This window comes from Haloferax prahovense DSM 18310 (assembly GCF_000336815.1).
Lineage (GTDB): Archaea > Halobacteriota > Halobacteria > Halobacteriales > Haloferacaceae > Haloferax > Haloferax prahovense.
In genome coordinates this window covers 44944-70525 of the sequence record NZ_AOLG01000053.1, presented here as the reverse complement: position 1 = coordinate 70525, position 25582 = coordinate 44944, and the positions used below count along the sequence as shown (strand labels likewise).

General features: G+C 62.0%; 18 protein-coding genes and 1 pseudogene. 8 read left to right on the top strand and 11 right to left on the bottom strand.

All coding sequences use genetic code 11. From position 1 onward, the window contains the following. Complete coding sequence (locus C457_RS15680) at nucleotides 1-1080, top strand: hypothetical protein (protein ID WP_008096175.1); 1080 nt, start codon at nucleotides 1-3, stop codon at nucleotides 1078-1080. Between the two features lie 47 nt (nucleotides 1081-1127). Then, nucleotides 1128-2294 (top strand): Cdc6/Cdc18 family protein, encoded by a 1167-nt coding sequence (locus C457_RS15675; RefSeq protein WP_008096173.1) that lies wholly within the window; start codon nucleotides 1128-1130, stop codon nucleotides 2292-2294. A gap of 831 nt (nucleotides 2295-3125) precedes the next feature. Here C457_RS15675 and tnpA read toward each other — a convergent pair. Continuing rightward, nucleotides 3126-3470 (bottom strand): annotated as a pseudogene (gene tnpA / locus C457_RS19835) (IS200/IS605 family transposase). Between the two features lie 97 nt (nucleotides 3471-3567). On the opposite strand from tnpA, the gene C457_RS19830 reads away from it, so the two are divergent. Beyond that, the gene (locus C457_RS19830; protein WP_008096172.1) at nucleotides 3568-4884 is read left to right on the top strand and encodes an RNA-guided endonuclease TnpB family protein; all 1317 of its coding nucleotides are present in this window, start codon (nucleotides 3568-3570) and stop codon (nucleotides 4882-4884) included. 237 nt (nucleotides 4885-5121) lie between these two features. Here the strand turns inward: C457_RS19830 and C457_RS19825 are convergent, their stop codons facing one another. Beyond that, nucleotides 5122-5322 (bottom strand): hypothetical protein, encoded by a 201-nt coding sequence (locus C457_RS19825; RefSeq protein ID WP_081605163.1) that lies wholly within the window; start codon nucleotides 5320-5322, stop codon nucleotides 5122-5124. Nucleotides 5323-5738: 416 nt separating this feature from the next. Here C457_RS19825 and C457_RS15665 point away from each other — a divergent pair, with 416 nt between their 5' ends. Further along, a complete protein-coding gene (locus C457_RS15665; RefSeq protein WP_008096171.1) occupies nucleotides 5739-6608 on the top strand; it encodes a class 1 fructose-bisphosphatase in 870 nt (289 codons plus the stop codon). A gap of 758 nt (nucleotides 6609-7366) precedes the next feature. On the opposite strand, the gene C457_RS15660 is transcribed toward C457_RS15665, so the two are convergent. From C457_RS15660 to C457_RS15635, 6 genes are all read right to left on the bottom strand, one after another. Next, nucleotides 7367-7600: a hypothetical protein gene (locus tag C457_RS15660; RefSeq protein ID WP_008096168.1), complete on the bottom strand. Its 234-nt coding sequence runs from the start codon at nucleotides 7598-7600 to the stop codon at nucleotides 7367-7369. A 132-nt stretch (nucleotides 7601-7732) separates the two neighbouring features. Beyond that, nucleotides 7733-8839 carry an ABC transporter ATP-binding protein gene (locus tag C457_RS15655; RefSeq protein WP_008096166.1) on the bottom strand — a complete coding sequence of 369 codons (1107 nt, stop codon included), beginning with the start codon at nucleotides 8837-8839 and terminating at the stop codon, nucleotides 7733-7735. Continuing rightward, on the bottom strand, nucleotides 8836-9882 hold the full coding sequence (locus tag C457_RS15650) for an ABC transporter ATP-binding protein (RefSeq protein WP_008096164.1): 1047 nt from the start codon (nucleotides 9880-9882) through the stop codon (nucleotides 8836-8838). Before C457_RS15650 ends, C457_RS15655 begins: the two co-directional genes overlap by 4 nt. Nucleotides 9883-9924: 42 nt before the next feature. Further along, nucleotides 9925-10938, bottom strand: coding sequence for an ABC transporter permease (locus C457_RS15645; RefSeq protein WP_008096163.1), 1014 nt, complete (start codon nucleotides 10936-10938; stop codon nucleotides 9925-9927). 34 nt (nucleotides 10939-10972) lie between these two features. After that, entirely contained in the window at nucleotides 10973-11977 is a 1005-nt protein-coding gene (locus tag C457_RS15640; RefSeq protein ID WP_008096162.1) for an ABC transporter permease, read from the bottom strand. 21 nt (nucleotides 11978-11998) lie between these two features. After that, entirely contained in the window at nucleotides 11999-13597 is a 1599-nt protein-coding gene (locus C457_RS15635) for an ABC transporter substrate-binding protein (protein ID WP_008096161.1), read from the bottom strand. 515 nt (nucleotides 13598-14112) lie between these two features. On the opposite strand from C457_RS15635, the gene C457_RS15630 reads away from it, so the two are divergent. Further along, complete coding sequence (locus C457_RS15630; protein WP_008096160.1) at nucleotides 14113-16263, top strand: glycoside hydrolase family 3 N-terminal domain-containing protein; 2151 nt, start codon at nucleotides 14113-14115, stop codon at nucleotides 16261-16263. A gap of 997 nt (nucleotides 16264-17260) precedes the next feature. Continuing rightward, nucleotides 17261-18358, top strand: coding sequence for a TrmB family transcriptional regulator (locus C457_RS15625; protein ID WP_008096159.1), 1098 nt, complete (start codon nucleotides 17261-17263; stop codon nucleotides 18356-18358). Nucleotides 18359-18537: 179 nt separating this feature from the next. Here C457_RS15625 and C457_RS15620 read toward each other — a convergent pair whose 3' ends face one another. The 3 genes from C457_RS15620 to C457_RS15610 form a co-directional block, all read right to left on the bottom strand. Next, on the bottom strand, nucleotides 18538-19356 hold the full coding sequence (locus tag C457_RS15620) for an IclR family transcriptional regulator (protein WP_008096158.1): 819 nt from the start codon (nucleotides 19354-19356) through the stop codon (nucleotides 18538-18540). Between the two features lie 617 nt (nucleotides 19357-19973). Next, nucleotides 19974-21230, bottom strand: a complete 1257-nt coding sequence (locus C457_RS15615) for a M20 family metallo-hydrolase (RefSeq protein ID WP_008096157.1) — start codon at nucleotides 21228-21230, stop codon at nucleotides 19974-19976. 129 nt (nucleotides 21231-21359) lie between these two features. After that, nucleotides 21360-22622 (bottom strand): amidohydrolase, encoded by a 1263-nt coding sequence (locus tag C457_RS15610; RefSeq protein ID WP_008096156.1) that lies wholly within the window; start codon nucleotides 22620-22622, stop codon nucleotides 21360-21362. A gap of 182 nt (nucleotides 22623-22804) precedes the next feature. Between C457_RS15610 and C457_RS15605 the strand changes: the two genes are divergently transcribed. Both C457_RS15605 and C457_RS15600 read left to right on the top strand, forming a co-directional pair. Next, nucleotides 22805-24547 (top strand): ABC transporter substrate-binding protein, encoded by a 1743-nt coding sequence (locus C457_RS15605; protein ID WP_008096154.1) that lies wholly within the window; start codon nucleotides 22805-22807, stop codon nucleotides 24545-24547. A gap of 75 nt (nucleotides 24548-24622) precedes the next feature. Beyond that, the gene (locus C457_RS15600; protein ID WP_008096151.1) at nucleotides 24623-25582 is read left to right on the top strand and encodes an ABC transporter permease; all 960 of its coding nucleotides are present in this window, start codon (nucleotides 24623-24625) and stop codon (nucleotides 25580-25582) included.

Sequence of the window (25582 nt, the reverse complement as noted above, 5' to 3'; positions counted from 1 at the left end):
ATGGCCATCGTGTTCGGCCTCGAAGCCATCGACATCCTCGTGCTCGTCATCGCCTCGTTCGCGGGCGGGATGTTCGGCGCGTCCCTCGGGGCGCTGCCGGCGTTCATTTTCACCGGTATCATGGTGCTCGTCGGCGAGGCCGGCAACGTCGTCTCCACGGAGTTCGTCGGGGGCGGTGGCCTCGTCGCCGACGCCGCGGGCGGCTACGGTGCCGGCATCGTCGGCCCGCTGGCGTTCGGCCCCGTCTTCGGCCCCCACGTCGCCTTCGCGGGCGGCGTCGCCGCCGCGGCCTACGCCGCGAAGAACGACGGTATGCCCGCGCCCGCCGACGGCGACTACCACCCCGCGAAGGACATCGCGTACGCGCTCGGCACCCGACCGGACATCCTCGCGGTGGGCGGCGTCTTCGGCGTCATCGGGATGGCGATTCGTCAGACCTCTGCTGGCCTCGCGCTCCCGCTCGACCCGCCCGCGGTCGGCGTCGTCCTGACCGCGCTGCTCGCCCGCGCCGTCTTCGGCTACGAACTCGTCGGAACCCCCCGCGGCAAGGGCTTCCTCGACGTGTCGCCGTTCGAGACGGGCACAAAACGCGAGGCGATGACCGACGGTGGGACCGCCACCGGCGGTTCGTACCGCCTCGCGGTCGAGCCGTGGCTCCCGCACCAGTACAAGTGGAGCGGCGTTGCCGCCGTCGGGATGGCCGTTGGCATCCTCAGCGCGTACATCTTCGCGCGCACGGGGAGCCTGTTCATCCCGTTCGGCATCTCCGCGACGAGCCTGCTGTTCTTGAACCTCGGCGTCGAGAAAATTCCGGTCACCCACCACATGAGCCTCCCGGCGACGTTCATCGCCAGCATGGCCATGCTCGACGGCGCGAGCGTCCCCGTGGCGCTCGTGCTCGGTGCGGGCTTCGGCGTCCTCGGCGGCGTCCTCGGCGAGGTGTACGAGCGCGTCTTCTACGCGCACGGCAGCACCCACTTCGACCCGCCCGCGGCCTCCATCGTGACGACCACGTTCGTCCTCGGCCTGCTCGCCATCGCGGGCGTCTTCACCACGGCCGGCGCGGTGCCGCTGCCGTGAGCAGTCAGAACTGATATACCTCCCATTTCGGAACTATCATCCACGACATGGACATCGAAGCGAGGATCAAACGTCGGCAGCGCCGTGACGGTGAGCCTCGCCTCCTCGTCGACTACGATTCGCTCTCGCCGGTCGTGCACATCGACGACCCGGTGAACTGCGGGCCGGTGTTGGAGCGATTACTCGACTACCTCGACCCGGTGTTCGACGGCCACCTCCCGCCGAACGCCTACGTCTACGGCCCCAAAGGGTCGGGGAAGTCGGCGGTCGTGACGGCGCTTTTCGACCGCCTCGTCCGCGTGTCGAGCGTCAACAACGCCGCCATTCACACGACGACCCGCGTGCAGGCGACGTTCGCGCCGCGGTTCGTCTACGTCGACGCGCGCGAGACGACGAGCGCGTTCGCGTTCTATCACGCCGTGCTCGCCGCGCTCGTCGACGAGTCGGTGCCGAAGCAAGGCATCAAGACGGAGGCGCTCCAGTCGCGGCTCAAAGCGACGCTCGACGGCCCGCAGACGGGTGCCATCGTCGCCGTCGACCACCTCGAAGAGCCGGGGACGCTCGACGGCGAGGCGTTCGTCGACCTCTGTGCTGGACTGCCGAGCAAGGTCAGTTGGTTGGCCATCGGGCGTTCGTCGCCCGACGAGACGGTGCTGACCGACTACACGGCCAGCGAGATTCAGTTCGAACCGTACCAGAGTCAGGTGCTCATCGACGTGTTGATGACCCGGGCGTCGTCGGCCGGGTCCCAGCGGACGCTCGACCACCGACTCGCGCGCGACATCGCCGAGTGGGCCGACGGCGACGCCCACGACGCGCTCGCGGCGCTGTTCGGCGCGGCCGACGAGGCGACTCGGAACAGACACCAGAGCATCACCGCGGCCGACACCGCCGCGGGAATCGCTGCGGTGCCGCGCCCGTGCGTCTCGCTCGGCCGCGTGTTCGCGCTCCCGGAGAACCGCCAGCAGGTGCTTCACGAACTCCTCGCGTTGCGACCCGACCAACAGCAGTCGGTGCGGGCGACGAGCCAGCACATCGCCAAGTCGGTCGACCTCTCGGCGGCGACGGTCAAGCGGATCCTCTACGAACTCGCCGAAGACGGCATCACCCGTCGGGTCACGGCGGAGCGCGTCGACCGGAAGGGCCGGCCGCCGAGCCGACTCGAACCGCGGTTCCCAACGGTCGTGTTCGAACGCCTGTTCGCCGCTCGGTAATCTGTTTCCACCGAGCGACAACGAATTTATTATAGAGTATTGTCACAACTTCGTATGGGATTGACGATTACGCGACGGGCCACCGCTGGCATCCTCGCTGTCTGTTGTGGACTCCTTTCTACAGAAATCAAGGCAGAGTGCCTCGGGGCTTGACCCCGAGGGTGAATGCCGACACCCCTATTGCTCATGCAACCGCCTCTCACGTTACAGTTGGGCGGGTTAAAGACCTTAATTCGTCGCAACTGCATGCAGTTGCGGAGGAATGCGACACCTCTCAAAACCCTGCTACGGCAGGTGAGACGGGTGTTGTCGGGCGGGGGNATTCGTCGCAACTGCATGCAGTTGCGGAGGAATGCGACACCTCTCAAAACCCTGCTACGGCAGGTGAGACGGGTGTTGTCGGGCGGGGGTGGAGCCGCCGACCCTCACGGACGTATCGGACGTTCGGGTGTTAATTCCAGACGACCTCACGGGAGTCCGAGGGGAATTAAATTCGCCTGCGTCTGTCCGTCCGCTTTTCGGGCGTTCAGACAAAACGGTGAAGCCTCGGGGCTTGTCCCCGAGGTACTTCACAATGATTGCTGTGGACGTAATTGGTGGCTATCTCTCGTTGGAAGGAATGCCAATCGTGTCTGGTCTTCTGGGACTGTCAGCAGTCGGGACACTCGTGTCGAATTGGATCAGCCCAACCTCCTCGTGGAAGTCTTTGCCGCTGTACGGAGCATTGACGTTTGGCAGTTCGATTGTTCTGTTCACCTATTTATTCTCTCTAAAGAAGACAGCGAGAGTTCCACGGGTCACCTGACCCGTGGGTGAATCGCGTACGCTTGCCTAATGTTCAGTTTCCTCGATGTACCGACGAACCACATCCTCGGACACCACACCAGTCGTCCCAACGTAGTATCCCTCCTTCCACAACCCACTCCCCCAGAAGTACCGCTATTTGATTTCTGGGTGACGATTGAGAATTGTTCGCCCCGAGTATCCCTTGAATTGCTTGGCAATCTCGGCAGGACTCCATTTTGGGTCGGCCTCCACGAACAAGTGAACGTGGTCGGTAGCAATCTCCATCGACACAATCTCGTGACCGAACCGTTCGGCGGTTCCTCGGAACAACTCTGCAAGTTCGTCTCGAACTAACTCCAACATCCCGTGTCGATACTTCGGACACCACACGAAATGTTACTTACACAAACTAATCGAATGTGCATGACTCCAGTACTCTTCCATCCGAATCCCTACGCTTATTATCATTTGATTCGATAGTCAATGTATGGGTATCGAACCAGTCACGAAGACCGCACGCACTCGACTCTGCATAGAGTCTGGTGAGCGGTCGTGGCTCAAAGATGCCCGCTTCACCGCACGAGACATCTCCAACGACACACTCCGTCTCAAACAAGACGGCTACAACAAAACCGAGATTCAACGCGAGGTTGACCGCGAGGACTTCCTCCGGAACAACAAGTGTGCGGTCGTCGCTAAGGCTCTGCAAGCGTGGAACTCTTACAAAGAACTCCTCAACTGGTGGTACGACCAAGATGACACTACCGTCGGGAAACCGTCGCCACCAGCCACGGACAAGAAAGGAGCCTACCCACTCGTTATGGCACACACCGAAGGTTACCGCCTCACCCACAACGATGAAGAAGGTAGGATTCGGTTCCGTGTGAGTCCGAAGCCGTACAAGAAGGTGAAAGGACACCTTCGAGGGCGACCGGAAGACTTCAACCTCATCGAGTCAGCCTTGACTGAAGATGAGTGGTCGTTGGGACAGGCCGAGCTTCTGTACCGAGATGGCGTGTATTACCTACACGTCACGGTCAAAACAGAAGTTGAGGTGCCAGAACCCGAAGACGCGGACACACTCGTCGGCGTCGATATTAACGAGCGCAACATCGCCCTCACCGCTCTTAACCGTGAGACGATGGACACGCTCGGAACACTCGTGCTTGACTACGGTTCGGTGAAAGCCGAACGCCAACGCTACCACACCATCACGAAACGCTGTCAAGAACACGGCCAACATTCCATCCACAACCAACTCGGAGACAAAGAAGAACGCTACACAGAGTGGGTTCTTCACAGAATGTCCCGAGTCGTGGTCGAGTTCGCCCAACAGTTCCCGAACCCCGTTATGGTGTTCGAGGACTTGAGTGGAATTCGAGACGCCATCAAGTACGGCACGTACATGAATCGGCGTCTGCACAAACTCCCGTTCCACAAGTTCGAGCAACAGGTTCGTTACAAAGCGACGTGGAACCAGATTCCGTGTGAGACGGTCGAGTCTCCGTACAACTCGAAGTCATGTTCGTGCTGTGGTCATCGGGGATACCGTCAAGGACGACGGTTCCGGTGTACAAATGATTCGTGTGCGGTTCATCAAGACCATGCTGACCGGAACGCGAGTGTGAATGTGGCGTGGCGAGTGTGGGCGAAACACGCTGGCGTAGATGTTGAATCGGTTAATTACCGGACTCGCAAAACCCAACCAAGTGTTCGGAAGGTGAGCCTGTCTGGGTCGGGGCGCTCTGTAAACCGCCCATCCTCATCCCGCGAAATCGCTTCGCGTGGAGTGCTTACAACGTAGGCTGAGGGAACAACAAAAGCCACGGGTTACCCGACCCGTGGTCGTTTACCGAATGCCTGATGTTCCTTGACCCGGCGCTGGTGTATCACTACGCCGCCAGTTTCAACCGATGACCGGTCAAGTTCTGTCAGAAGGAGTGTGCAACAGACAGAGGGTGTAATCTCTCACGGAGCCTTCGTTTATTCCATCGTATCGACGCTGAACCAACCGTTCAGTAGCGCGTGCGAGTGGATTAACTCAGACGTCGAATCCGTTTCGCCTGAGTGCCTCTGCTAGTTCCCCATCAGGGTCAGCCGCAAACTCAACCAACGATGACTCAGGCCTTGTTGTCGTATATAGTTCAGAGTCAATATTGTCCGGAATCTCGTTCGCGTGCGTCTTATCTACAACTGCAACTGATATTTTTGGCCTCGCGTCCGCGTCTTTTGACTCGCTCATTAACTGATGGTACAGGGAAGCGATGTTTGGCTTTTCGCATATCCGATTGTGAAATTCTGGACTTGTTGAAATGATTGAGAATTGAGTAGTGAGGTATGCTGAATATAGAGGGTGTACGTAGCGATTTGCTCTGCCCATATCGAGTGCTGAACTCATAGCCGACTCGCACCCTGTATTCAGCACGAGTCCAACAACCTCTATCGGCGGAAGATTTCAACAGAGCCTCCGTAGTCGAAAACTCGCCGCCTACCCCGTCATCGGCACGGTGCAACGCTTACTCTCGGGGACAGAACTATACTCCGTCCACGGAATCTGTAGGTAATGACGACCACTCCGACGTCCGTCCGCGCGCCGCCCGTCGGCGTCCCGTCGAATCGCTTCGACGCATCCGCGACCCCGCAGGGTGTATCGAACGCATGACAGACGAATCGAGTCGGGAGGACGACGTGGTCGACGCCGTCGTCGAGACGCTCTGTGCGGCCGCGCCGTCGATTCGCGCGGGGCTGCCCGGCCGGCGCGTCTACGAGGAGGGCACGAATCCGAGCGGCGAGCGCCAGTTGGAAGCCGACACCTACGCCGACGAACTGCTGTTGAAGCGGCTCCGGCCCCTCGACGGCGTTGGCGAGTACGCCAGCGAGGAGCGCGCCGACGTCATCGACATCGGCGAGGGCGTGTCCGTCGCGCTCGACCCGCTCGACGGGTCGACGAACCTGAAGCCGAACAACGTGATGGGGACGCTGTACAGCGTCTACGACGAACCGCTCCCCACGGGTGGCGAGAACCTGCTCGCCGCTGGCTACATCCTCTACGGCCCGGTGACGACGCTCGTGGCCGCCCGCGACGGCGTCGTCAGCGAGTACATCCTCGAATCGGGCATCAAGCGCCCGCTCCGCGAGGAGTTGACGCTGCCCGACGACCCCGCCATCTTCAGTTTCGGCGGCCGCGTCAACCACTGGTTCGACGAGTTCGAGGCGTTCGCCAGCGAGACCGAGCGCACCGAGGGGATGAAACTCCGCTACGGCGGGTCGATGATCGGTGACGTGAACCAGATTCTCCACTACGGCGGCGTCTTCGCGTACCCCGCACAGACCGACGCACCGAGCGGGAAACTCCGACAGCAGTTCGAGGGCTTTCCCATCGGCTACATCATCGAGTGCGCGGGCGGGCGGTCGTCGGACGGCGAGCAATCGCTCCTCTCGGGGACGCCCGACGGCATCCACGACCGCGTCCCGGTCTACATCGGCAACGACTCGCTCGTCGAGTCGCTGGAAGCGCGACTGGGCTGACGGTCCGACTCACGCGGTGGCGGAGTCGCGGTCCGATACGAGCCAGACTCACCGACACCTACCGAACCGAGCAACGCGCTCGCTACCATGGGACCCGACCGTTCCGACTGCTGAAAACATATCAACAAAGTTAATATTAAATTTCTATGTCTGTTTGAGGTGACTCAGGGACTCGGCGACAACGTCTCCAACTGGGCTCGTCAGTTAACTACCGAGGCCGTACGAGTCACATGAAATTGTATGGTAACCAAAATATTGTCTGTGGGCGTGTGCTATCCACTCGTAGGAGGGGATTCCCGGTCAAACGGTACTCAATCGTGTGAACGGGGCTCTTTTGGAGATTCTCTTCACGTGGTCGAATCGAGTCGGTCAGGAGGTTCGGGACTGAGCCCAATACCGGCGGTCAACGACGTGGATGGCGTCAAACGGGTGATTAAGTGCCTCTTTCGGGGAGGTAGAACGTACTCAGAGCAGCTTCACGGCGTCAAACCAATTTAGCGCCAAGAAGCAACCGACTCATTATTATTGTGTGATAATATCAATACTATACTGTCGAAGTTGAGTATCGTTGACGAGAGATCCATCCAGAACGCTGTTATTTCAGATGAATACTCTCGAAGGAAGCAGGCCAACAATTAAATGTATTGAATTTGGTATAAAACGAGAATATCTAGTTCCAATACACGGCTGACTCCGTGTTTCTCGCGAGACCGGCCGCTCGTCCGCTCCGAGCGCTCATCGCCGTCGCCAGTACCGTATCACTCCTCTACGGACCGCTTCGTACAGAGCCAAAAGCCGCCGCCAAATCCGACCACCGTGACTGCAACGAGGCCAATGTCGATGAGCGCGATCGCGTACGCGGCAGTTCCCGGTTCGAGATACAACAACGAGAACCCGAGCAGGAGCCCCATCACGATGCCGATTGCGACGAACAGCGGAAACCGGTCACGCTGGTCGCAGATCACGTCGACAACCGTCTCTAAGCGTGCCATATGGTTCCATATCAAGCACAGAGTATCAAGCTCCCGATTCGAACGGTATCGGCTCGGTTTCGGTCGAGATTGGAGGGCGGGTTCGCACCGGTGACCAGCGGGTGAGGCGGAAGCGACAACCACCCATTCACATCAGTCATCCTCCCCCGTCAGCGGGTCGCTATCCCAATAGGAGTGGTTCGGGTCGTCTCTGAAGCAGGCGACGCGATGGCCGGCAGCCTCACCGGACTGTTGGAGTTGTGGGACTACCTCTTGGCACGCCTCACGGGCTTCGGGACAGCGCGTGTGGAAACGGCACCCGCTCGGTGGGTTGACCGGGTCTGGGATGTCTATCTTCCGCATCGGTGGCTCACTAGCCTCACCCGACTGTCGGGACAAGTTAGGCGTCGCCCAGCGGAGGACGTTCGTGTACGGGTGACTGGGGTCGCCGATGAGTTGTTCTGCTGGACCGACTTCGACCAGATTTCCGAGATACATCACACCGATTCGACCGTCACCGTGTTCCGCGAAGTACCGCGCGTTCGAGAGGTCGTGCGAGACGAACACGAACGAGGTGTCGAAATCCGACTGCAAATCGAGCATCAGGTCCATCATTTCGACCCGTAAGGAGACGTCGAGTGCGCTGATGGCCTCGTCTGCGAGGATCACGTCGGGATTCATCAAGAGCGCGCGAGCGAGCGCCACGCGCTGTTTCTCCCCGCCGCTGAGCTGGTGTGGGTACCGGTCTGCGAAGTCTGCTGCGGGGTTCATACCGACGCGCTCGAGAAGCGCGTGAATCCGCTCGCGGCGTTCGCTGGCCCCGACCGCTGGGTGAGTGAGCTTAATCGGCTCTGCGAGGATGTTCAGAATCCGTCGATTGGGGTTGAGCGAACTCCCAGGGTCCTGATGGATAATCTGGAGCGACGACCGAATCTCGTCGAACGGTATCTCTCCGTTGCCGTCTTTGGCGGCCCAGATGTCCTGTCCCTTGTACGTCACTGTCCCGCCCGTCGGCCGCTGGAGCCCGATGGTCGTCTTGCCCAGGGTGGTCTTTCCACACCCGCTTTCCCCGACGAGTGCGAGGACGTCGTTCTCCTCGATGTCGAGCGAGACGCCGTCGACCGCTTTGACCACGTCTGGCTCCTCGAAGAGGTCGGACAGTCCTTGCTCTTTTTCGAAGTGGACTTCGACGTTTTCGAGTGAGATGAGTGGTTCGTCGTGCTGGTCGAACCCGGTCGACGATTCGTCGACACGGCTCACGACCCATCACCTCCCGAGACCGGAACGGTCTCCTCGGAACGGTCGAAGTGCAGCGCAATCTCGTCTCGTGCGTCTTCAGCGTAGTGACAGGCAACGGCGTGGTCGTCGTCGAGTTGCGTGGACGCCGGGTCTTCAACTCGGCACTCTTCGGTGGCAAGTGGACATCGTGGTGCGAAGGCGCACCCCTGTGGAACGTTGATGGGTGCCGGACTCTGTCCCTCGATCGGTCGCATCTCTTCGAGCGGCGCTTCGATGTCGGGCGTCGCATTGAGCAACGCTCGCGTGTATGGGTGCCCGCTATTCGCGATGAGTTGCTCACGGTCGCCGACCTCGATGAGTTGGAAGGCGTACATGACGGCCATCCGGTCGGCGAGTTCGGCGACCAGCGGCAGGTCGTGGGTGATGAACACCATCGTCAGGTCGTACTTTTCCTGTAAGTCCTCGAGGAGCGTCAGAATCGAACGCTGCATCAGGAGGTCGAGTGCGGCGGTCGGTTCGTCCATCACCAGCACCTCGGGTTCGAGAACGAGCGACAGGGCGATGAGTGCCCGCTGCTGCATCCCGCCGGAGAGTTCGTGCGGGTACGACGTCAGCACGCGCTCCGGGTCGAGGTACAGGTCAGACAGGAGTTCACGGGCGAACTCCATTCCCGACGTGACATCGGCGTCGTGGGCCTTCAGCGTCTCTCTGAAGTGCCCGCCAATCTTCATCGTCGGGTTGAACGAACTCATCGCGCCCTGGAAGACCATCGACACCTCCTCCCACCGAAACTCTCGAAGTTCGTCGTCGGAGAGTTCGAGCACGTCGACTGTGGTCCCATCGTCACGGTGGTAGCGTATCTCACCGGACAGTCGCCCGGGGTCGGGGATGGCGTCCAGCATCGAGTCGGCGAACATCGACTTGCCGCTTCCACTCTCGCCCACGATGCCGAGAATCTCGCCACGTTCGATCGACATGCTCACGTGGTCCAACACGAACGTCTCGCCGCCGTCGTACGTGACGGCCGCGTCGTTGATCTCGATGATTGGGTCGTCTGTCGTCATAGCTGTCGTAGGGGTCGTCGTTTCGCGCTGTTTGGCAGTCATCTACAGTACCTCCGTCATCCCGGTCTCTTTCTCGTCGGCCGAAGCGGTCGACGCTGATTCTCCCGTCAGACGAGTCCGAACGCGCGGGTTGAACACGCGGTCCATCCCCTGGCCGAGGAGGATGAGTCCGACCGAGAGGCCGATAATCGCGGCCATCGGGACGAGAAGCCAGTGTGCGGCACTCCAAGAGAACAGGGCACCACCATTGTACGCGAAGTTCAGGGTGACGCCCCAGTTCTGGTCGGAGTACGGCAACACGCCGAGGAAGAACAGTCCGATCGATGCGAACACGACGTACCGCGCGGCGAACACGAAGTTGACCGTCACGTACGGCATGATGTTCGGAAGCACGTCCTTCAGGATGATTCGCGGCGTGCTCACGCCCATCGTCCGGGAGGCTTCGACGTAGTTGTTCTCCCGAATCGTCAGCACCTGTGAATGGATCGACCGGCCGAGGCCAGCCCAGTAGTTGATGTTGATGACGATTCCGAGCAGGATCGGGTTCTTGGGATTGAACGTAATCGCGAGAATCATCACCAGTGGGAGCCCGGGGATGGCCATGACGAAGTCCGATATCGACATCAACGCGCGTCCGACCGAACCGCCCTTGTACCCAGCGACGGTCCCGACGAGGACGGCGATACCGGTCGCCCAGAGTCCACCCGAGGTGACCATCAGCAAGATGTCTGGAGTCGAGTGGATGATGAGTGCGGCGAGGTCCGTCCCCGACGCAGTCGTCCCGAGTGGGTACTGCATGTTCTCGAACAGCGTCAGGTACCGAGGGGCCTGACTCGTCGAAGGCGCTCGCCAGAGACCGAGGACGGCCACGAGCGCCAACGACACGTAGAAACCGATGATGAGCAGTCCGAGTCGGGTTCTGCTGTCCGACCACGCGACGAGCATCGGTTTCAAGACGGTTTCCTCGTAGAACTCTCGAAGTCGCTCCGCACGAGTCACCGTCACCGACGACGAGGCCGACCCCCGCCAGTCGACGCCGGCACCGTCGGTAACCACTGCGCTGGACTCCGTTGCGCTGGACTCTTCTCTCTCAGTACGCTTCATCAGAACCTCCGGCACTGATTCGTGGGTCGATCTTGCTGTAGGTCAGGTCGGCGATATAGACGCCGACGATGAGCGCGACGGTGATGATGAGGAACGTCGCCATCATGAGCGGGTAGTCGTTCGCCTTCAGCGCGGCGAACATGTAGTAGCCGAGTCCGGTGTACGAGAATATCTGCTCCAGAATGACGGTCCCCGACAGGCGGAATCCGAGGAGCAACAGGAACCCGGTGTACATCGGAAGGATGGCGTTCCTCGCCACGTACCGAGTCGCGATACGGCGGTCGGGGAGTCCGCGGAGTCTCGCGACCCGGACGTAGTCGTTACCGAGCACCTGGATACTGTTCCCGCGCATGGCCAACGCCTGCCCGCCGATCCCGCCCAGCGTGTACGAGAAGATGGGCAAGAGACTGTGTTCGAGCGCGCTGAGCACGAACGGGACGCTCAGTTCTTTCTCGACGTTGGTCCCGACCGTTCCCGCCGTCGGCAACCATCCCCACTGGTACGCGAAGACGTACAGTGAGATGACGGCGACGACGTAGAAGGGGACGGACATGAGGCCGATCGAGAGGCCACTGAACGCCTTGTCGAACCGTGAGCCTTCCCAGTAGGCCTGTAACGACCCGAGGAAGATACCGACGGCGAACATGAGAATCGTCGACACCAGGACGACGAACACCGTCCACGGCACCGCTTCGGCGATGATCTGCGCCACCGGTTCGCCCAGCGAGATCGACTCGCCGAAGTTCCCCTGAGCGACGGCGCCCATGTAGTCCAGGTACTGCCGCCAGAGCGGCGCGTTGGGGTCGATGTTCTGGAGGTTCGAAATCCGGGCGTCGACCTCCGATGCCGGAACGCCCTGCCGAAGCAGTTGCGCGCGCAACTGCGTGAAGGGGCCGCCCGGAAGGAGGCGAATCAGCCCGAACGTGAGCGTCGCGACCGCGAAGATGGTCGCGAACACCCTGGCCGTCCGACGGACGTAGTAGTTACTCATGGTTACGTTGCTCCACTTCGATTATTGCTCGGCCATGAGCTGTCCCTGGCGTGGGAGCCACTCGCTTGGCCACTTGATTGCTCGGTCGTCGCTCCCTTCCGCCGGGATGTCCCACTCGTCGGTGGTGAGCCACGACTGTTCGAGCTTCGCGACCAGCCCCAGTATTGGAAGGTTCTGGTTGTGGTGCCACGCGACACGCTTGATGAGTTCCTCCGTCGTGGCTCGGTCCTGCGTGGTCGAAATCTCCTGTGCCACCGAGAGTGGGTCGATAGTCATCTCGCCGCCGTCCATCCCGGGGACAGTCTGTTCGCCCTCCGGGAAGTTGTGCCCGCCGTCGATGTCCGGGTTAGTGAGCTGCCAGCGGAGCGGGAAGTACGGGAACGCCGACCGTGCACCGCCGGGCATCCAGTAGAACGCGCCGATCTTGAAGTTGGATTCGATGTAGCCGCCGAAGAAATCTCCCGTCGGCTTCTGGCTGATTTCGAAGTCGAAGCCGAACGCGTTCAACTGGTCGACGACAGTGTTCGTCGCCGTGGTCCAGTCCGTCCAGCCAGCGGGAGTGTAGTACGTCCCACCGAGGGTTCGACCGCTGCTGTGTGTCCACGTGCCGTCTTCCTTCGAGTAGCCGGCCTCGCGGAGGAGCGCAGCGGCTTTGTCCGTCTGCGACGCCGCCATGCCGTACCCCTCGAAGGAGTCGTACGCGTCACCGAGCCACGACTCCTGGTCGTCCGGGGCGATGCCAGTCACCTTCGGTGCGGGCGCTTTCGTTCGCGGCCCTGCGTTATCAACGACCTGCTGGCGGTTGATGACGTGAGCGACCGCCTGCCGGACGTTTCGCTTCCCGAAGTCGGGGTCGTCGTGATTGAACAGGACACCGTACCCCCATTTCGCGGAGATGGTCACTTCTTCGACGGAGTCGGGGAAGTTGCCGACGATCTTCGGCGGCGCGAAGAGGCTCGTGACGAAGTCGAGTTCGCGGCCCATCAGGCCCTGTTGGAGTGCGGTGTTGTCCCCCCGCGAGAGAAGCGAGATACCCGCGAAGTTGATGTTGTCAGCGCCGTAGTATTCGGGATTCCTCGTGAGTTCCCACGACTGCTTCGACTTCGACGCGACCGAGAAGGGACCGCTCGCGACCACGTCTCCTTCGTATTTGAACTGCTGGAGCTCCTCGGCTTCTTTGTCGAGGAACTGTTCGAAGGTCGGATGGTACGCGAACAGTCGGAGTGACCCGTTGGCGAGCGTGTGTTTGATGACCTCCGGGTTGGATGGTCGTTTGAGGTTGAGAACGACGGTCTTGTCGTCGTCGCCCCGTTCGACGCTCTCGGTGAAGTCCCAAAGCGACGTGTTCATCTTCTTCATCAGGCGGAACTGCGTCAGGACGTCACGCGCGGTCACGTCCTCGCCGGTATCCCACAACAGGTCGTCCCGGAGCGTGAGTGTCACCGTCTGCCCCTCGATAGACCACGAGTCGAGCGCGGCTAACTCGAACTCACCGGTCGAGAAGTTGTAGGCGGCGAACCGTTCGAAGACGAAGTTTCCCGCTCGTGGGTCGTAGTTCTGTGTCGCTTCCGGGTTCAGGTGGAGGTTCGTCGGGACACCGTTGTTCGTGGCACCGACCATCTTCTTGTCGAGGACAGTCGTCCCACTCGTCTCGGAATCGTCACCGTCTGTCTCGTCCCCGTTGGACCCGGTCGCGTCCCCGTTGGACCCACCGTCGTCGGTCGTTCCCCCTCCGGTGGACGCACCACTACACCCCGCAAGGGCTGCGATTCCGGTTGTACCGGTTAGTTCGACGAAACTGCGCCGGCTAATCAAGTCGCTAAAGCGGTCAGTACTGTCTGACATGGCGTACTGATAACAAACCATACCCATTGTTAATAAATATTTGGTTAGGTGCGGTCGTTCGTTGTTGTAACGCTCCCGAGAGCGCCGCCCGAACACGTCGGCGTCGGAGGGCACGACACGGTCTCGCGCTCGTCGCGAAACACAACCCCTGTGCGACGTTAGCCACCCGTTGGCAAATGTATAAGTAGTAGTGGTCTTCTCTTCGCTGTATGCAGTCAGAAAGCAAGCATCCCCCTTACAGAGATGAGACTCTCCCGACTGAGAAGCGCATCGAGGACCTTCTCGACCGAATGACGGTCGAAGAGAAAGTCGGGCAACTCGTCGGCACGTGGGCGGGACAACTTGAGGAGTTCAAATCGGTCGAAGACGTCGAAGACGAAATCGTCGAATCCGCAGTCGGTGCTGTTGCGTCGTTCGGATGGGCAGGAGCGCTCGACTCTCGAATAGACGACGTCGTCGAGACGGTCAACCACCTTCAAGAAGTCGCGTTGTCGAAGACTCGACTCGGCATCCCGCTGTTGTTCAACGTGGATGCTGTCCACGGTCACGCGTACGTCGCCGAAGGGACGGCGTTCCCGAACGGGCTCGGGATGGCGGCGACGTGGGACGAAGACGGTGTCGAGAGCGCAGCAGCGGTCACTGCAACCGAAGTCCGGAAGTCGGGGGCACAGCAGAACTATTCGCCCACGTGCGACGTTGCTCGGGAGCCGCGGTGGGGTCGCACCTTCGAGACGTTCGGCGAGAGTCCATTTTTGTGCGGCCGGATGGCAGGTGCGATGGTACGTGGATACCAAGGCGACGGCCTCGACGACTCCAACTCCGTGGCGGCAACCGCGAAACACTTCCCGGCCTATAGCGAGCCCGCACGGGGGGAAGATACTGCCCCCGTCGAAGTGTCTTCGTACCTCCTTCGAAACGTCTTCTTACCGTCGTTCCTCGACGCGATTGACGAGGGTGTCGCGTCCGTTATGCCCTGCTACAACGCAATCGACGGGAAACCCGCACACGCCTCACGCGAGTATCTCACGGACCTTCTCCGAGGGAAACTCGGATTCGATGGAACCGTCGTCTCTGATTGGAACGGTGTCCGGATGCTTCACGAAGACCACCACGTCGCGAGCGACCACCGTGAGTCGGTCCGGATGACTCGCAACGCTGGACTCGATGTCGCATCAGTCGATGCGGTCGCGCACGCGGACCACCTCGCGTCGCTCGTCGAAGCGGGTGCGGTTGCAGAGCACGTGCTCGACGAGAGCGTCAGGCGCGTCCTCGACCTCAAATTCCGGCTCGGACTCTTCGAAGACGCGTTCGTCGATGCGAACGAAGCGCGAGACGTCGTTGGTGCCGAGGCGCATCGTGCCGAGGCATTAGAGACGGCGCGGAAGTCGATGACGCTCCTGCAGAACGACGACACGCTCCCCTTGGACCCCGCTGCCGACGTCCTCGTCGCTGGGCCGAACGCGGACAACCCCATCCACCAACTCGGTGGCTGGAGTGTCCCCGACGAGGCGGGCACCGACGTCATCTCAATCAAAGACGGAATCGAATCCGCGTGTGACGGGACGGTGACCTACGAGCAGGGGACGACGATAACCGAAGCAGTCGATATCGACGCCGCAGTCGAAGCGGCGAAGGATGCGGATATCGCGGTGGTCGCCGTCGGGGAAAACTGGTATATCCACGAGTTCGGGCCGACCGCGGAGAGCGGTACCGCTCCCGACGAGTTTCCGAACCGAACCACGCTCGAACTCCCCGATGCGCAGCGCGACCTCGTGACAGCGTTGTACGAGACGGGGACGCCTGTCGTTGGTGTCCTCGTCACGGGTCGACCGCTGGCCGTGGAGTGGATGGCAGCGAATCTCCCCTCGCTGTTGCTGGCGTACTACCCGGGGACGATGGGTGGCCAAGCCGTCGCGGAGACGCTCTTCGGGGCGTGCGACCCCGGCGGGCGATTACCGATTTCGTTCCCTCGGTCCGCGAGTCACCTTCCCACCCGGTTCAATCACTTCCCGCACCCGACACCGATCGGTCCCGACGAACATCTCCCGTCGTACGACCCACTCTTCGAATTCGGTCACGGGCTGAGTTACACCGAGTTCGAGTTCGGCTCGATGACCGTGACGAACGAGCGGATGTCACCCCACGGGACCACGACAGTCGAACTCCCCGTGGAGAACGTCGGGGACCGACGCGGTTCGACCGTCGTACAGGTGTACGTCACCGACCAGGCTGGAACGCGCGTAACCCCGGTCCGGGAACTCTGTGGGTTCGAGCGTGTCTCGCTCGACCCCGGAGCCACAGAGACGGTGTCGGTCCCCATCGATGCGGCATCGATCGGGCGCGTCGACGAAACCGGGAGGGTGTCGGCGATTCCGGGTGAGTACACCCTTCGTGTCGGCGAGCAAGCTGTCACGATTACCGTCGAACCGAAGTCCGACTGACCGGCCTCGTCGCAGACTGCGTAACCCGTTCCGAGCGAGGTTTTCGGCGGCGATATTTTTCCTGGCGGTTCTTCGTGGAGAGAGCGCCGCCACTACGTGTCCCCCTCTCGACGCCGCGGCGAGAACGGACACGGAACTGTCTCCTGTTGAGCCGTCGCCCGCGTTTCGTGAGGCTCTCGTCGACGACCGTTCGGGCCATCGTTCGGTATTCTACGGGCATCCATTGTCTGACATTCGGCCACATGAAACACACATATACAGGATATCAGGTCATTTCGATTAGAGATTGAGAAAACAAATCAGCGTAGCATAAGTTTGTCGAGAACACTCTGACTCCTTAATCAGGGCTTAGAAGGCATATAAGTCGTGATTCTGTTTCAGGTGGATTTGAAAACTAAGAAATCAGACACAAGCAGATTTTCTGTATAGGACGATGAAAAATAAGTATGACGACATCCCAAACTCCTGATTGACGGCTTCTAACGGCGTATCTGAGAATGTCGACCGAATTGATTCGCTGCTCGGTAGGGACACGAAGCCGTGTCGCCGGCTCAGCTATCATATCGTAGAGTATATCCGGGTCGTAGGCGGCATATCTATTACGGACGTAGGCCTGTAATGGCTTGGTGTGCCCGCCGTTCACAGCGTTCCACACGGGATACTCGGACAACCACTCAGCAGTTGAATCGTGCCTCGAGACAGGCACCGTACATTCGACTGGCTCTGGGTGAGTCGGAATCTCGGTGGCGGTGTCTCTGACGGCCTCCCGGGTGTAGTATATCGCCCACCAACGACATCCAAATTGTTGGCAGAAAAGTAACTGTTTCTGGTGGAACCCGAACGGTGAGTCGTTCGCGAGCGACGGCAGTCGTTTTGAAGCGGTCGAACTCCCCCACACAGGCGGCTTACCACGAACTGGTCGAACGCAAACGGCTCCACGAATACGAGGTCGGACATCAACGAAGTATTCATAGTGAACGATTGTGTGAGTACGGGTATGGACCGCGAAACGCTGACGAAAGCACTCGAGTACGCGGACCTCACGTCGTACCAAGCCGACGCCTATCTCACACTCCTCGAGATGGGCGTCTCGCCTGCTATCGAAGTGGGCCGTGAGAGCGCCGTCCCCGTCTCGCAAGTGTACGACGTTCTCCGGAGCCTCGAATCGAAGGGATACGTCGAAACGATCGAACGAGAGAAACTGTACGTTCAACCGTGTGACCCGGAGGCGGCGATGGCGGACCTAGAGTCCAGGGGTGAACTCCTCCACGATGCTGCCGAAGCGGTCCGCGAGCGATACCGTACTCCCGAGCGGATGGACGCGAGAGTCGGCGTCACCAAGCGTGTCGAGACAGCAGTCGAGAACGCACAGGACCTCATCGACGACGCAGAAACCGTCGTGGAGGTCGCCGGGTCGTTCGAACAACTCCAGTCGCTTTCTCCGGCGCTTCGAGAGGCCCGTGACCGAGGTGTCGTCGTCCGTGCGGCCGTCTACATCGACCAAGATGATGAACCACCCGCGGCGTTCGACCCGAGTGGGGTACTCTCGGAACTTCGTGTGTGTACCATTCCGGGACCGTACCTCGTCGTCATCGACCGAAACCGGACGTGTTTCGGACCGAACCCCCGCTCCGACGAAGACTACGGCGTCCTCGTCTACGACCGTATCCTGCCGTTTGTCTTTCACTGGTTCTTCCTCACCTGTCTGTGGAACCTCTACCCGACCGTCTACCTCGACGCCGAAGACCAGTACACCTACGTTACCATCGAAGAGTTCATTCGAGATATCGTCCCGCTTTGGGAACGCGGGTTCGAACTCGGGGTCACCGTCGAAGGCATCGACCTTGCGGATGGCGGAGAGACGACTGTCGAAGGGAGCGTCGCCGACATCTCGTTCTACGGAGACGAGCGACCGCCGTCACGGCTGGCGCTGTCCGACCTGGGGGCGTACAAGAACCTCACACTCGACACGGGCGATGAAACGGCCGTCGTTGGCGGATGGGGTGCTGTCTTCGAAGACATGGAGATTCGGACGATCACTTTGGAGCGTATCGACATCGGGGAGACTCCGTTCACCCACGAGAGACGGGACTGACGGGCCAGCTCTCGCTCGCTTCGAGCGACCGACGACGGCTGCGGGACGGCCCCCGGTGAAACGGTCGGGACGACGGTCAGAACGCCGAACCGCTCGGCCGGACACCGCACCCGAAACCGGATGAGATGTCGCAAAAGATTACGGGCATATCTGTGTCATGGCTGTCGGGGGTGGGCGGTTCAACCGAAGCGCCCGGCGTTCGAACTCCGCGCCGCCATGTTCATGTTCACCTCGATGATGTTGGCCGTGCTCGTGACCATCTCGGGGATGGTGTCGCGGAACTGCTCGCCCTTGATTCGGCTCGTCGGCCCGGAGACGCTCAGCGCGCCGAGGACGGTGCCGTTGCGGTCTCGAATCGGTGCGCCGACGGCGCGGAGGCCTTCGATTTCCTCCTCGTCGTTGCAGGCGTACCCTCGTTCGCGGATGGCGTCGAGTTCGTCGAACAGCGCCTCGCGGTCGGTGATCGTCGCCTCGGTCTTCGCCGGCAGGCCGTGTTGGTCGACGATTTCCTCCACCCGACTGCGCGGGAGGAACGCGAGGATGGCCTTCCCGGTCGACGACGCGTGGAGGTTGTCCGGGCGCTGAATCTTCGAGCGCTGGTACTGGCTGCCGACCGCGCGCTCGCCGCGCACCTTGAGCAGGCTGATTCGCAGGCCGTGCTGTTCGGTCGAGAGGTGGGCGTACTCGCCGGTCTTCTCCGCGAGCGCCTCGACTTCCTCCTTGCCGACTTGGTAGAGTATCTGCTGGTTGCGCACGTACTCGCCCAGAAGCAGGAACTGGAGGCTGAGATGGTAGCTGTCGCCGTCCTTGGCGACGAGGTTGTTCTTCCGCAGGGTCGCGAGATGGTTGTACACCGTGGACTTCGAGAGGTCGAGGTAGTCGACCAACTCGGCGACGCGCGCCCCGTTCAACTCCTCGAGCGCCCTGACGACGCTGACCGCCGTGTCCACCGTGCTGAGGGTCCGCGACGGCGCATCGGTGTTGGGGTTCTCGGGCATGCTACGAGAACGTCTATCGGGTGTCATAGCTGTTCCGAATATCTTGCAATCGAAACGTGATGCGGACAATCGGTGTTGAGACCGCCGCTCGAAGGCGGTTTCGGTCGATAATTGTCAACCCAACTCGAAGCCGGAGCCGCCCACCACCCTCGCCCAGCGCGAGCGCGAATATGCGTATCCCCCGAGACACACCGGAAGCGACGGCCGCCGCCCGCGACTTCGCTTGTCAGATGCATGGAATCGGTATCTCCCTCGATACCCGGACGCTCGGCGACGCTCTTCGCGGTCGAACCACACACGACTCGAAGAATCGTTGTATTTGATGACAACACCGCGGAGCAGAGCGAATGGCTGCAGGTTTCGCAGGATAAACCCGATGACCCACGAGGTGACGTTTCGACCGAAGCGGCACGGAAAAACTGTGGTTCGCGTTCGAGCGCCCCCAGACCGTCGGAATACGAACGTCTGCGCGGGAGACGGTCCAGTTCGGGGCCGCGTGCCACATATCGAGACAGACACCGCGGCCGCGACGGAATCGCGGCAGAGACGCGAATCTGGCCGTGAAATGTCTGAAAGCGGGAACCTAGTTCACAACGGGGCAGGCCGCCGGTCGCAACTCACGCGCCGGCGAGGCGTGCGAGCGTCCCCGCGAGAACCGACGCTGCGGTCGCACAGTCCACCCAGTCGGTCCATTCGCGCGGGTTGTGCGAGAGGCCGTCCGCCGACGGAGCGAACAGGAGTACGGCATCGGTGACGCTGGCAACATTTGCAGTATCGTGCATCGCCGCGGAGTGCATCCGTTTCGCGTCGATATCCTCGGTCGCGGCGGCGTCGAGGGCGGCGTCGACGCAGTCGTCGGCCATCCGACTCGGACGCTGGTCGCGATAGCGGTCGAAGCTCGTCTCGACCGGGTGGGTGGTTTCGAGGCGCGCGAGCGCGGCGTCGGCTCGCTCCGCGATGGCGTTCATCGCCCGGTAGTTCACGTCGCGGATGTCCATCTGCAGCGTGACCTCGCCGGGGACGATGTTGCGGGCGTTCGGGGTCACGTCGAACTGGCCGACGGTCCCCACGGCGGTGGCGCTCTGGTTCTGCGCCACGTCGTCGGCCGCGGCCCGGAAGTCGACGACGAACTCGCTGGCGGCGACCAGCGCGTCGCGGCGCTCGTCCATCGGCGTCGCGCCGGCGTGGTCTGCCTCGCCGACGATGTCAGCCGTGCAGGTCGTGATACCGGTGATGGCGTCGACGACGCCGACCCCCGCGCCCGCTGACTCCAGCACCGTTCCCTGTTCGATGTGGAGTTCGGCCCACGCGTCCCACGCCGCGGCGTCGATGGTGTCGGTCCCGCGGAAGTCGATAGCGTCGAGGTGGGTTTCGAGGGTCGTGCCGTCGGCGTCGTGGAACGCGAGCGCGTCGTCGGCGTCGCGCGCCCCCGTCGCCACCGACGACCCGAGCAGGCCGTGCGAGAAGCGCGCGCCCTCCTCTTCGGTGAACGAGACGACGTCGATGGGCCGGTCGAGGCTCACGTCGGCGTCTCGTTCTTGGAGCGTTCGGACCGCTTCGAGCGCCGCGTAGACGCCGAGCGGGCCGTCGAAGATGCCGCCCTCGGGGACCGAATCGAGGTGACTGCCGGCGGCGACGGGGGCTGCGTCGGGGTCGGCTCCCGCTGGGACCCACCGCCCGGCGACGTTGCCCACGGCGTCGATGCGGACCGAGAGGCCGGCGTCGCGCAGTCGCTCGACGAAATATTCGCGGGCGCGTCGGTCGGCGTCGCTTCCGGTCAGGACAGTTCGGCCGCGTCCTGCCGGCGCGTCAATGTCGCCGAAGCGGGCGTTCGCTTCGATGTCCTCGCGGAGTCGTTGCTGGGAGACCTGCATATGCGGCTCAACTCGCAAACGATGTCTAATAATTGTGCGTGTTCGTGGCAGATTCTACGGGACGCTGGCGGCGACGACGGGCGAGAGACGCGGCTGCTCGGGGTCGAACAGCCGGGTCGAGTCGCCGCGTTAAAGCGTTCGAATCGTCTGACACACCACGTCGACGCCGATGTCGAGGGCGTCTTCGTCGATGTCGAACCGCGAGGTGTGGTGGCCGAACTCGTTGCTCGCGCCGATGCCGACGTAGGTCGCCTTCCCGCCGTGTTCTTGGACGCGTCGGATGAGGTAGGAGGCGTCCTCGCTGCCGCCGATGTCGAGTCGCGGGACCGTCTCGGTCACGTCGACGTTCACGGCCGCCGACGCGAGGACGGCCTCGACCATCTCGTCGTCGGCCGTGAACGTCGACGTCTTCCCGTACAGCCCCGTCTCGACCGACACGTCGTGCATGCCCGCGGCGTGGTCGAGCACGCGGCGGGCCTTTTCCAGCATGTAGTCGTTGAGTTCGGCGGTCCTGCCGCGGACCTCGACGCGGAGACGCGCCTCTTCTGCGATGATGTTCTGCGGGTTGGGGGACTCGAACTTCCCGACGTTGATGCGGGTCGCACCGTCGGCGTGGCGCGGAATTCCGTAGAGATTCTGGACAGCCGCGGTCGCCGCGTGCAGCGCGTTGCGCCCCTCGTTGGGCGCGTTGCCCGCGTGGCTCGGCGCGCCCTCGAAGGTCGCGTCGAGTTTCGCGTTCGAAAGCGGGTTCTCGTAGGCGGCGATGACCGTCCCCGTGGGGTTGCCGAGGCCGAGGTGGAGCGCGAGGAAGTAATCGATGTCCGCGAGCAGGTCGGTCTCGCTCATCGGCTTGCCGCCGCGGCCGCCTTCCTCCGCCGGCTGGAAGAACAGCCGAAGCGTGCCGTCGAACCCGCCGTCGTCGTCGAGGTCGCGGGCGATGCCGAGGCCGATGGCGGTGTGGCCGTCGTGGCCGCACGCGTGCATCTCGTTGGGGTGCGTGCTCGCGAAGCCCAGTTTCGCGGGACGGTGTGCCTCGTCGCTCGATTCGGTACGTTCGAGGGCGTCCATGTCGACGCGGACGCCGACGGTCGGCCCGTCGCCGAAGGTCTTCTCGGCGACGAGCCCCGTGATATCGCCCATCCGGTCCAGGTAGGCCTCGGGTGCGCCTTCCTCGCGTGCGCGCTCGATTGCGGCCGCGACCGCGTCGTCGTCGGGGACGCCGAGTCGCTCGTCTTCGGCGACGGCGTCCGGGCCGAGGTGGAGTGTGAACTCGCGTTCGTCGAGCGCGGCGGCGATGAGGGCTGTCGTGCGGAACTCCTTCCACCCGGACTCGGGGTGGGCGTGAAGGTCCTGTCGTAACTCTCGCAGGGAGAGCGTGCTGGCGTACGCCATGAAGCCGACATTGCAACCACCCCGTTAAACTGTTTGGGAAGCGGTAGCACAATCTCGCCGGGGCTCCACTGAGATATAGTACCAAGATTGTGAGAGGTTGCCAAAGATATAAATAACGGTGTTTCATGAGCTAAGGTATCACGCGTACCGCTACAAGGGTGTGTACGTAGCTCCGAAAAACAATGGCAGACGACAACATTACCGAGATAAACATGGACAGACGGCAATTTATTGCGGCCGCGAGCGCGGTCGGCGTAACCGGGTTTGCGGGCTGTACCGGCGGCGATTCCGGCGGCTCCGACGGAACCGAGACGAGCGGCGGGAGCACCGACGGCGGTTCGTCGGGCGACTCGGGCGAGACCGTCCGCGTCAACGTCGCGCTCGCCGCGGAGCCGTGGAACTTCGACCCCGCGCTCTGGACGGACACCGCGACCAGCACCATCGGCGGCCTCATCTACGACGAGGTCATCGAACTGACGCCCGACTCCGAACTCCAGCCCGGCCTCGTGACCGAGGTTCCCGACCCGGTCGACGGTGGGACGGCCTTCGAGTACACGCTGCGCGAGGGTATCACGTTCCACAACGGCGACGAGGTGACCGTCGAGGACTTCAAGTACTCCGTCGACTGGATTCTCAACCCCGACAATAAGTCGCCGGTCAAGAGCCGCCTCCCGTTCGTCGAGGACACCGAAATCGTCGGTGACCGGACGCTCCGGCTCAACCTCTCCCAGCCGTTCGGGACGCTCAACTGGTGGCTCACGCGCGGGCTGGAAGGTATCGTCCCCGAGGGCTCCCGCGGCGACACCGCGGACGGGAAGGGACCGAGCGGCCTCGCGACCGACCTCACGAAGGACCCCTCCGGCGCGGGCACCGGCGCGTTCAAATTCGTCGAGTGGAAAAGCGGGAGTCACGTCCTCCTCGAGAAGAACGAGGACTACTGGAAGGAGGGCGCGCCCGCCGTCGACGAGTTCAAGTTCGACTTCATCGGCGAGGACTCCACGCGCCTCGCAAACCTCCGTTCGGGCCAACTCGACCTGACGGACAAGGTCCCCCCGAAGGACTTCGAGAGCCTCAGCGGCCAGCCGGACATCACGACCGAGTCCGTCCCTGGCAACTTCACGCAGGTGCTGTACGTGAACATGATGGAGTCCGAGGGTAACCCGATGAGCAACCGGCACAACCGCCGCGCGGTGCTGTTCGGCATCGACCGCGAGGAGATTCTCGACGAGATTTTCTACGGACAGGGCGCGGTCCAAAAGGGACCGTGGTACCCCGACAGCGACTGGACCTCGCCGAAGCTCAAGGAGATGCAGATGTACGACCCCGAGAAGGCCAAGAAAGAACTCGAACTCGCGGGCAACCCCGACGGCTTCGAGATGGACATCATCGCCACCAAGGGCTCGTGGTTCAAAGACGAGGCCGTCGTCATCCAGAACCAACTGTCGAAAATCGGCATCGAAGCCAGCGTCACCGCCGTCGATAAGTCCACGCTCCTCAACCAGGTGTACAGCACGGACACGTGGCACGCCGCGATGGAAGACTGGGCGCAGTCGATTCCGGTCGCCACGTCGTGGCTCGACGCCGGCTACGCCGACAACAACCACAACCACAACAACTGGCACCACCCATCCGACGACCTCGAAGACATCTACGCGCCGAGCGGCCCCGCCGCACCCGACGACGCCGAGGGCGATTTCTCGAACGGTCACGAGTGGTACGTCTCGAAGCTCCGCGAGGCACAGGCCTCGACGGACGAACAAGAACAGAAGGAAATCGTCTGGGAACTGGAGGAGTACCTCGTCGAACACGGCATCCAGATAGACATCGCCTACGTGAACAAGCTCGAAGCGTGGCGCAACGCCGTCAACGACTACGACGTGGGCACGTTCCAGGACAACTACCGCTTCGTCTCGAAGGGTGAGTGAGGAGCCGATGCACACGCGTTCGCGTCAGACTCGTCGACCGCAGACGGCGACCCGGGAGGTGACTCGGCCGTGAGCATGTTCCGGTTCGTCCTCAAACGCCTGCTGTTGAGCGTTCCCGTCCTCCTCGGGGTGAGCGTCGTCGTCTTCGCGCTCGTCCACCTCGCGCCGGGCGGTCCGGTGCGGGTGATGCTCGGCCCGCTCAGCAGCGAGGAGCTCGTCAGGCAGATTCGACTGGAGATGGGGCTCAACCGCCCGCTGTACGTCCAGTACGGCATGTGGGTGTTCGACGCGATACAGGGCGACTTCGGCGTGTCGTGGACGGTCAAACAGGGGACGCCCGTCACCGACATCATCGTCGAGCGCATCCCGCTGACGGTCGAGCTGTCGATTCTCAGCATGATTACGGCGGTCCTCATCGCCATCCCGGCGGGCATCATCAGCGCCGTCCGGAAGGACAAGCCCGCGGACCACGCCGCGCGCATCGCCGCGCTGTCGGGTATCTCGATTCCCGACTTCTGGCTGGGTATCATCCTCATCATGATCTTCGCGGTGCAGTTTTCGTTCCCGTGGGCGACCGGCGGCTGGACGCCGCCGTGGGTCGACCCGGTGGCGAATCTCCAGCAGTTGTTCCTCCCGGTCATCACGCTCGGGACGGCCTACTCCGCGCTCATCGCCCGGATGATGCGCTCGGAGATGCTGGACACGCTCAGTCAGGACTACGTCAAGACCGCCCGCGCGATGGGCATCGGCGCGCGCGAAATCGTCCTCAAGGACGCCTCGAAGAACGCGCTCATCCCCGTCGTGACGGTCATCGGCGTCGGCCTCGGCCAACTGATGAACGGCGCGATTCTGACCGAGACGGTGTTCAACCTCCCCGGTATCGGCAAGCTCCTGATACTGGCCATCGACCGCCGCGACTACCGCATCATCCAGGCGCTCATCCTGTTCATCGCGAGCGTGTTCGTCTTCGCGAACCTCGCGGTGGACGTGCTGTACGCCTACCTCGACCCCCGCATCAGACACGATGGAAACTAA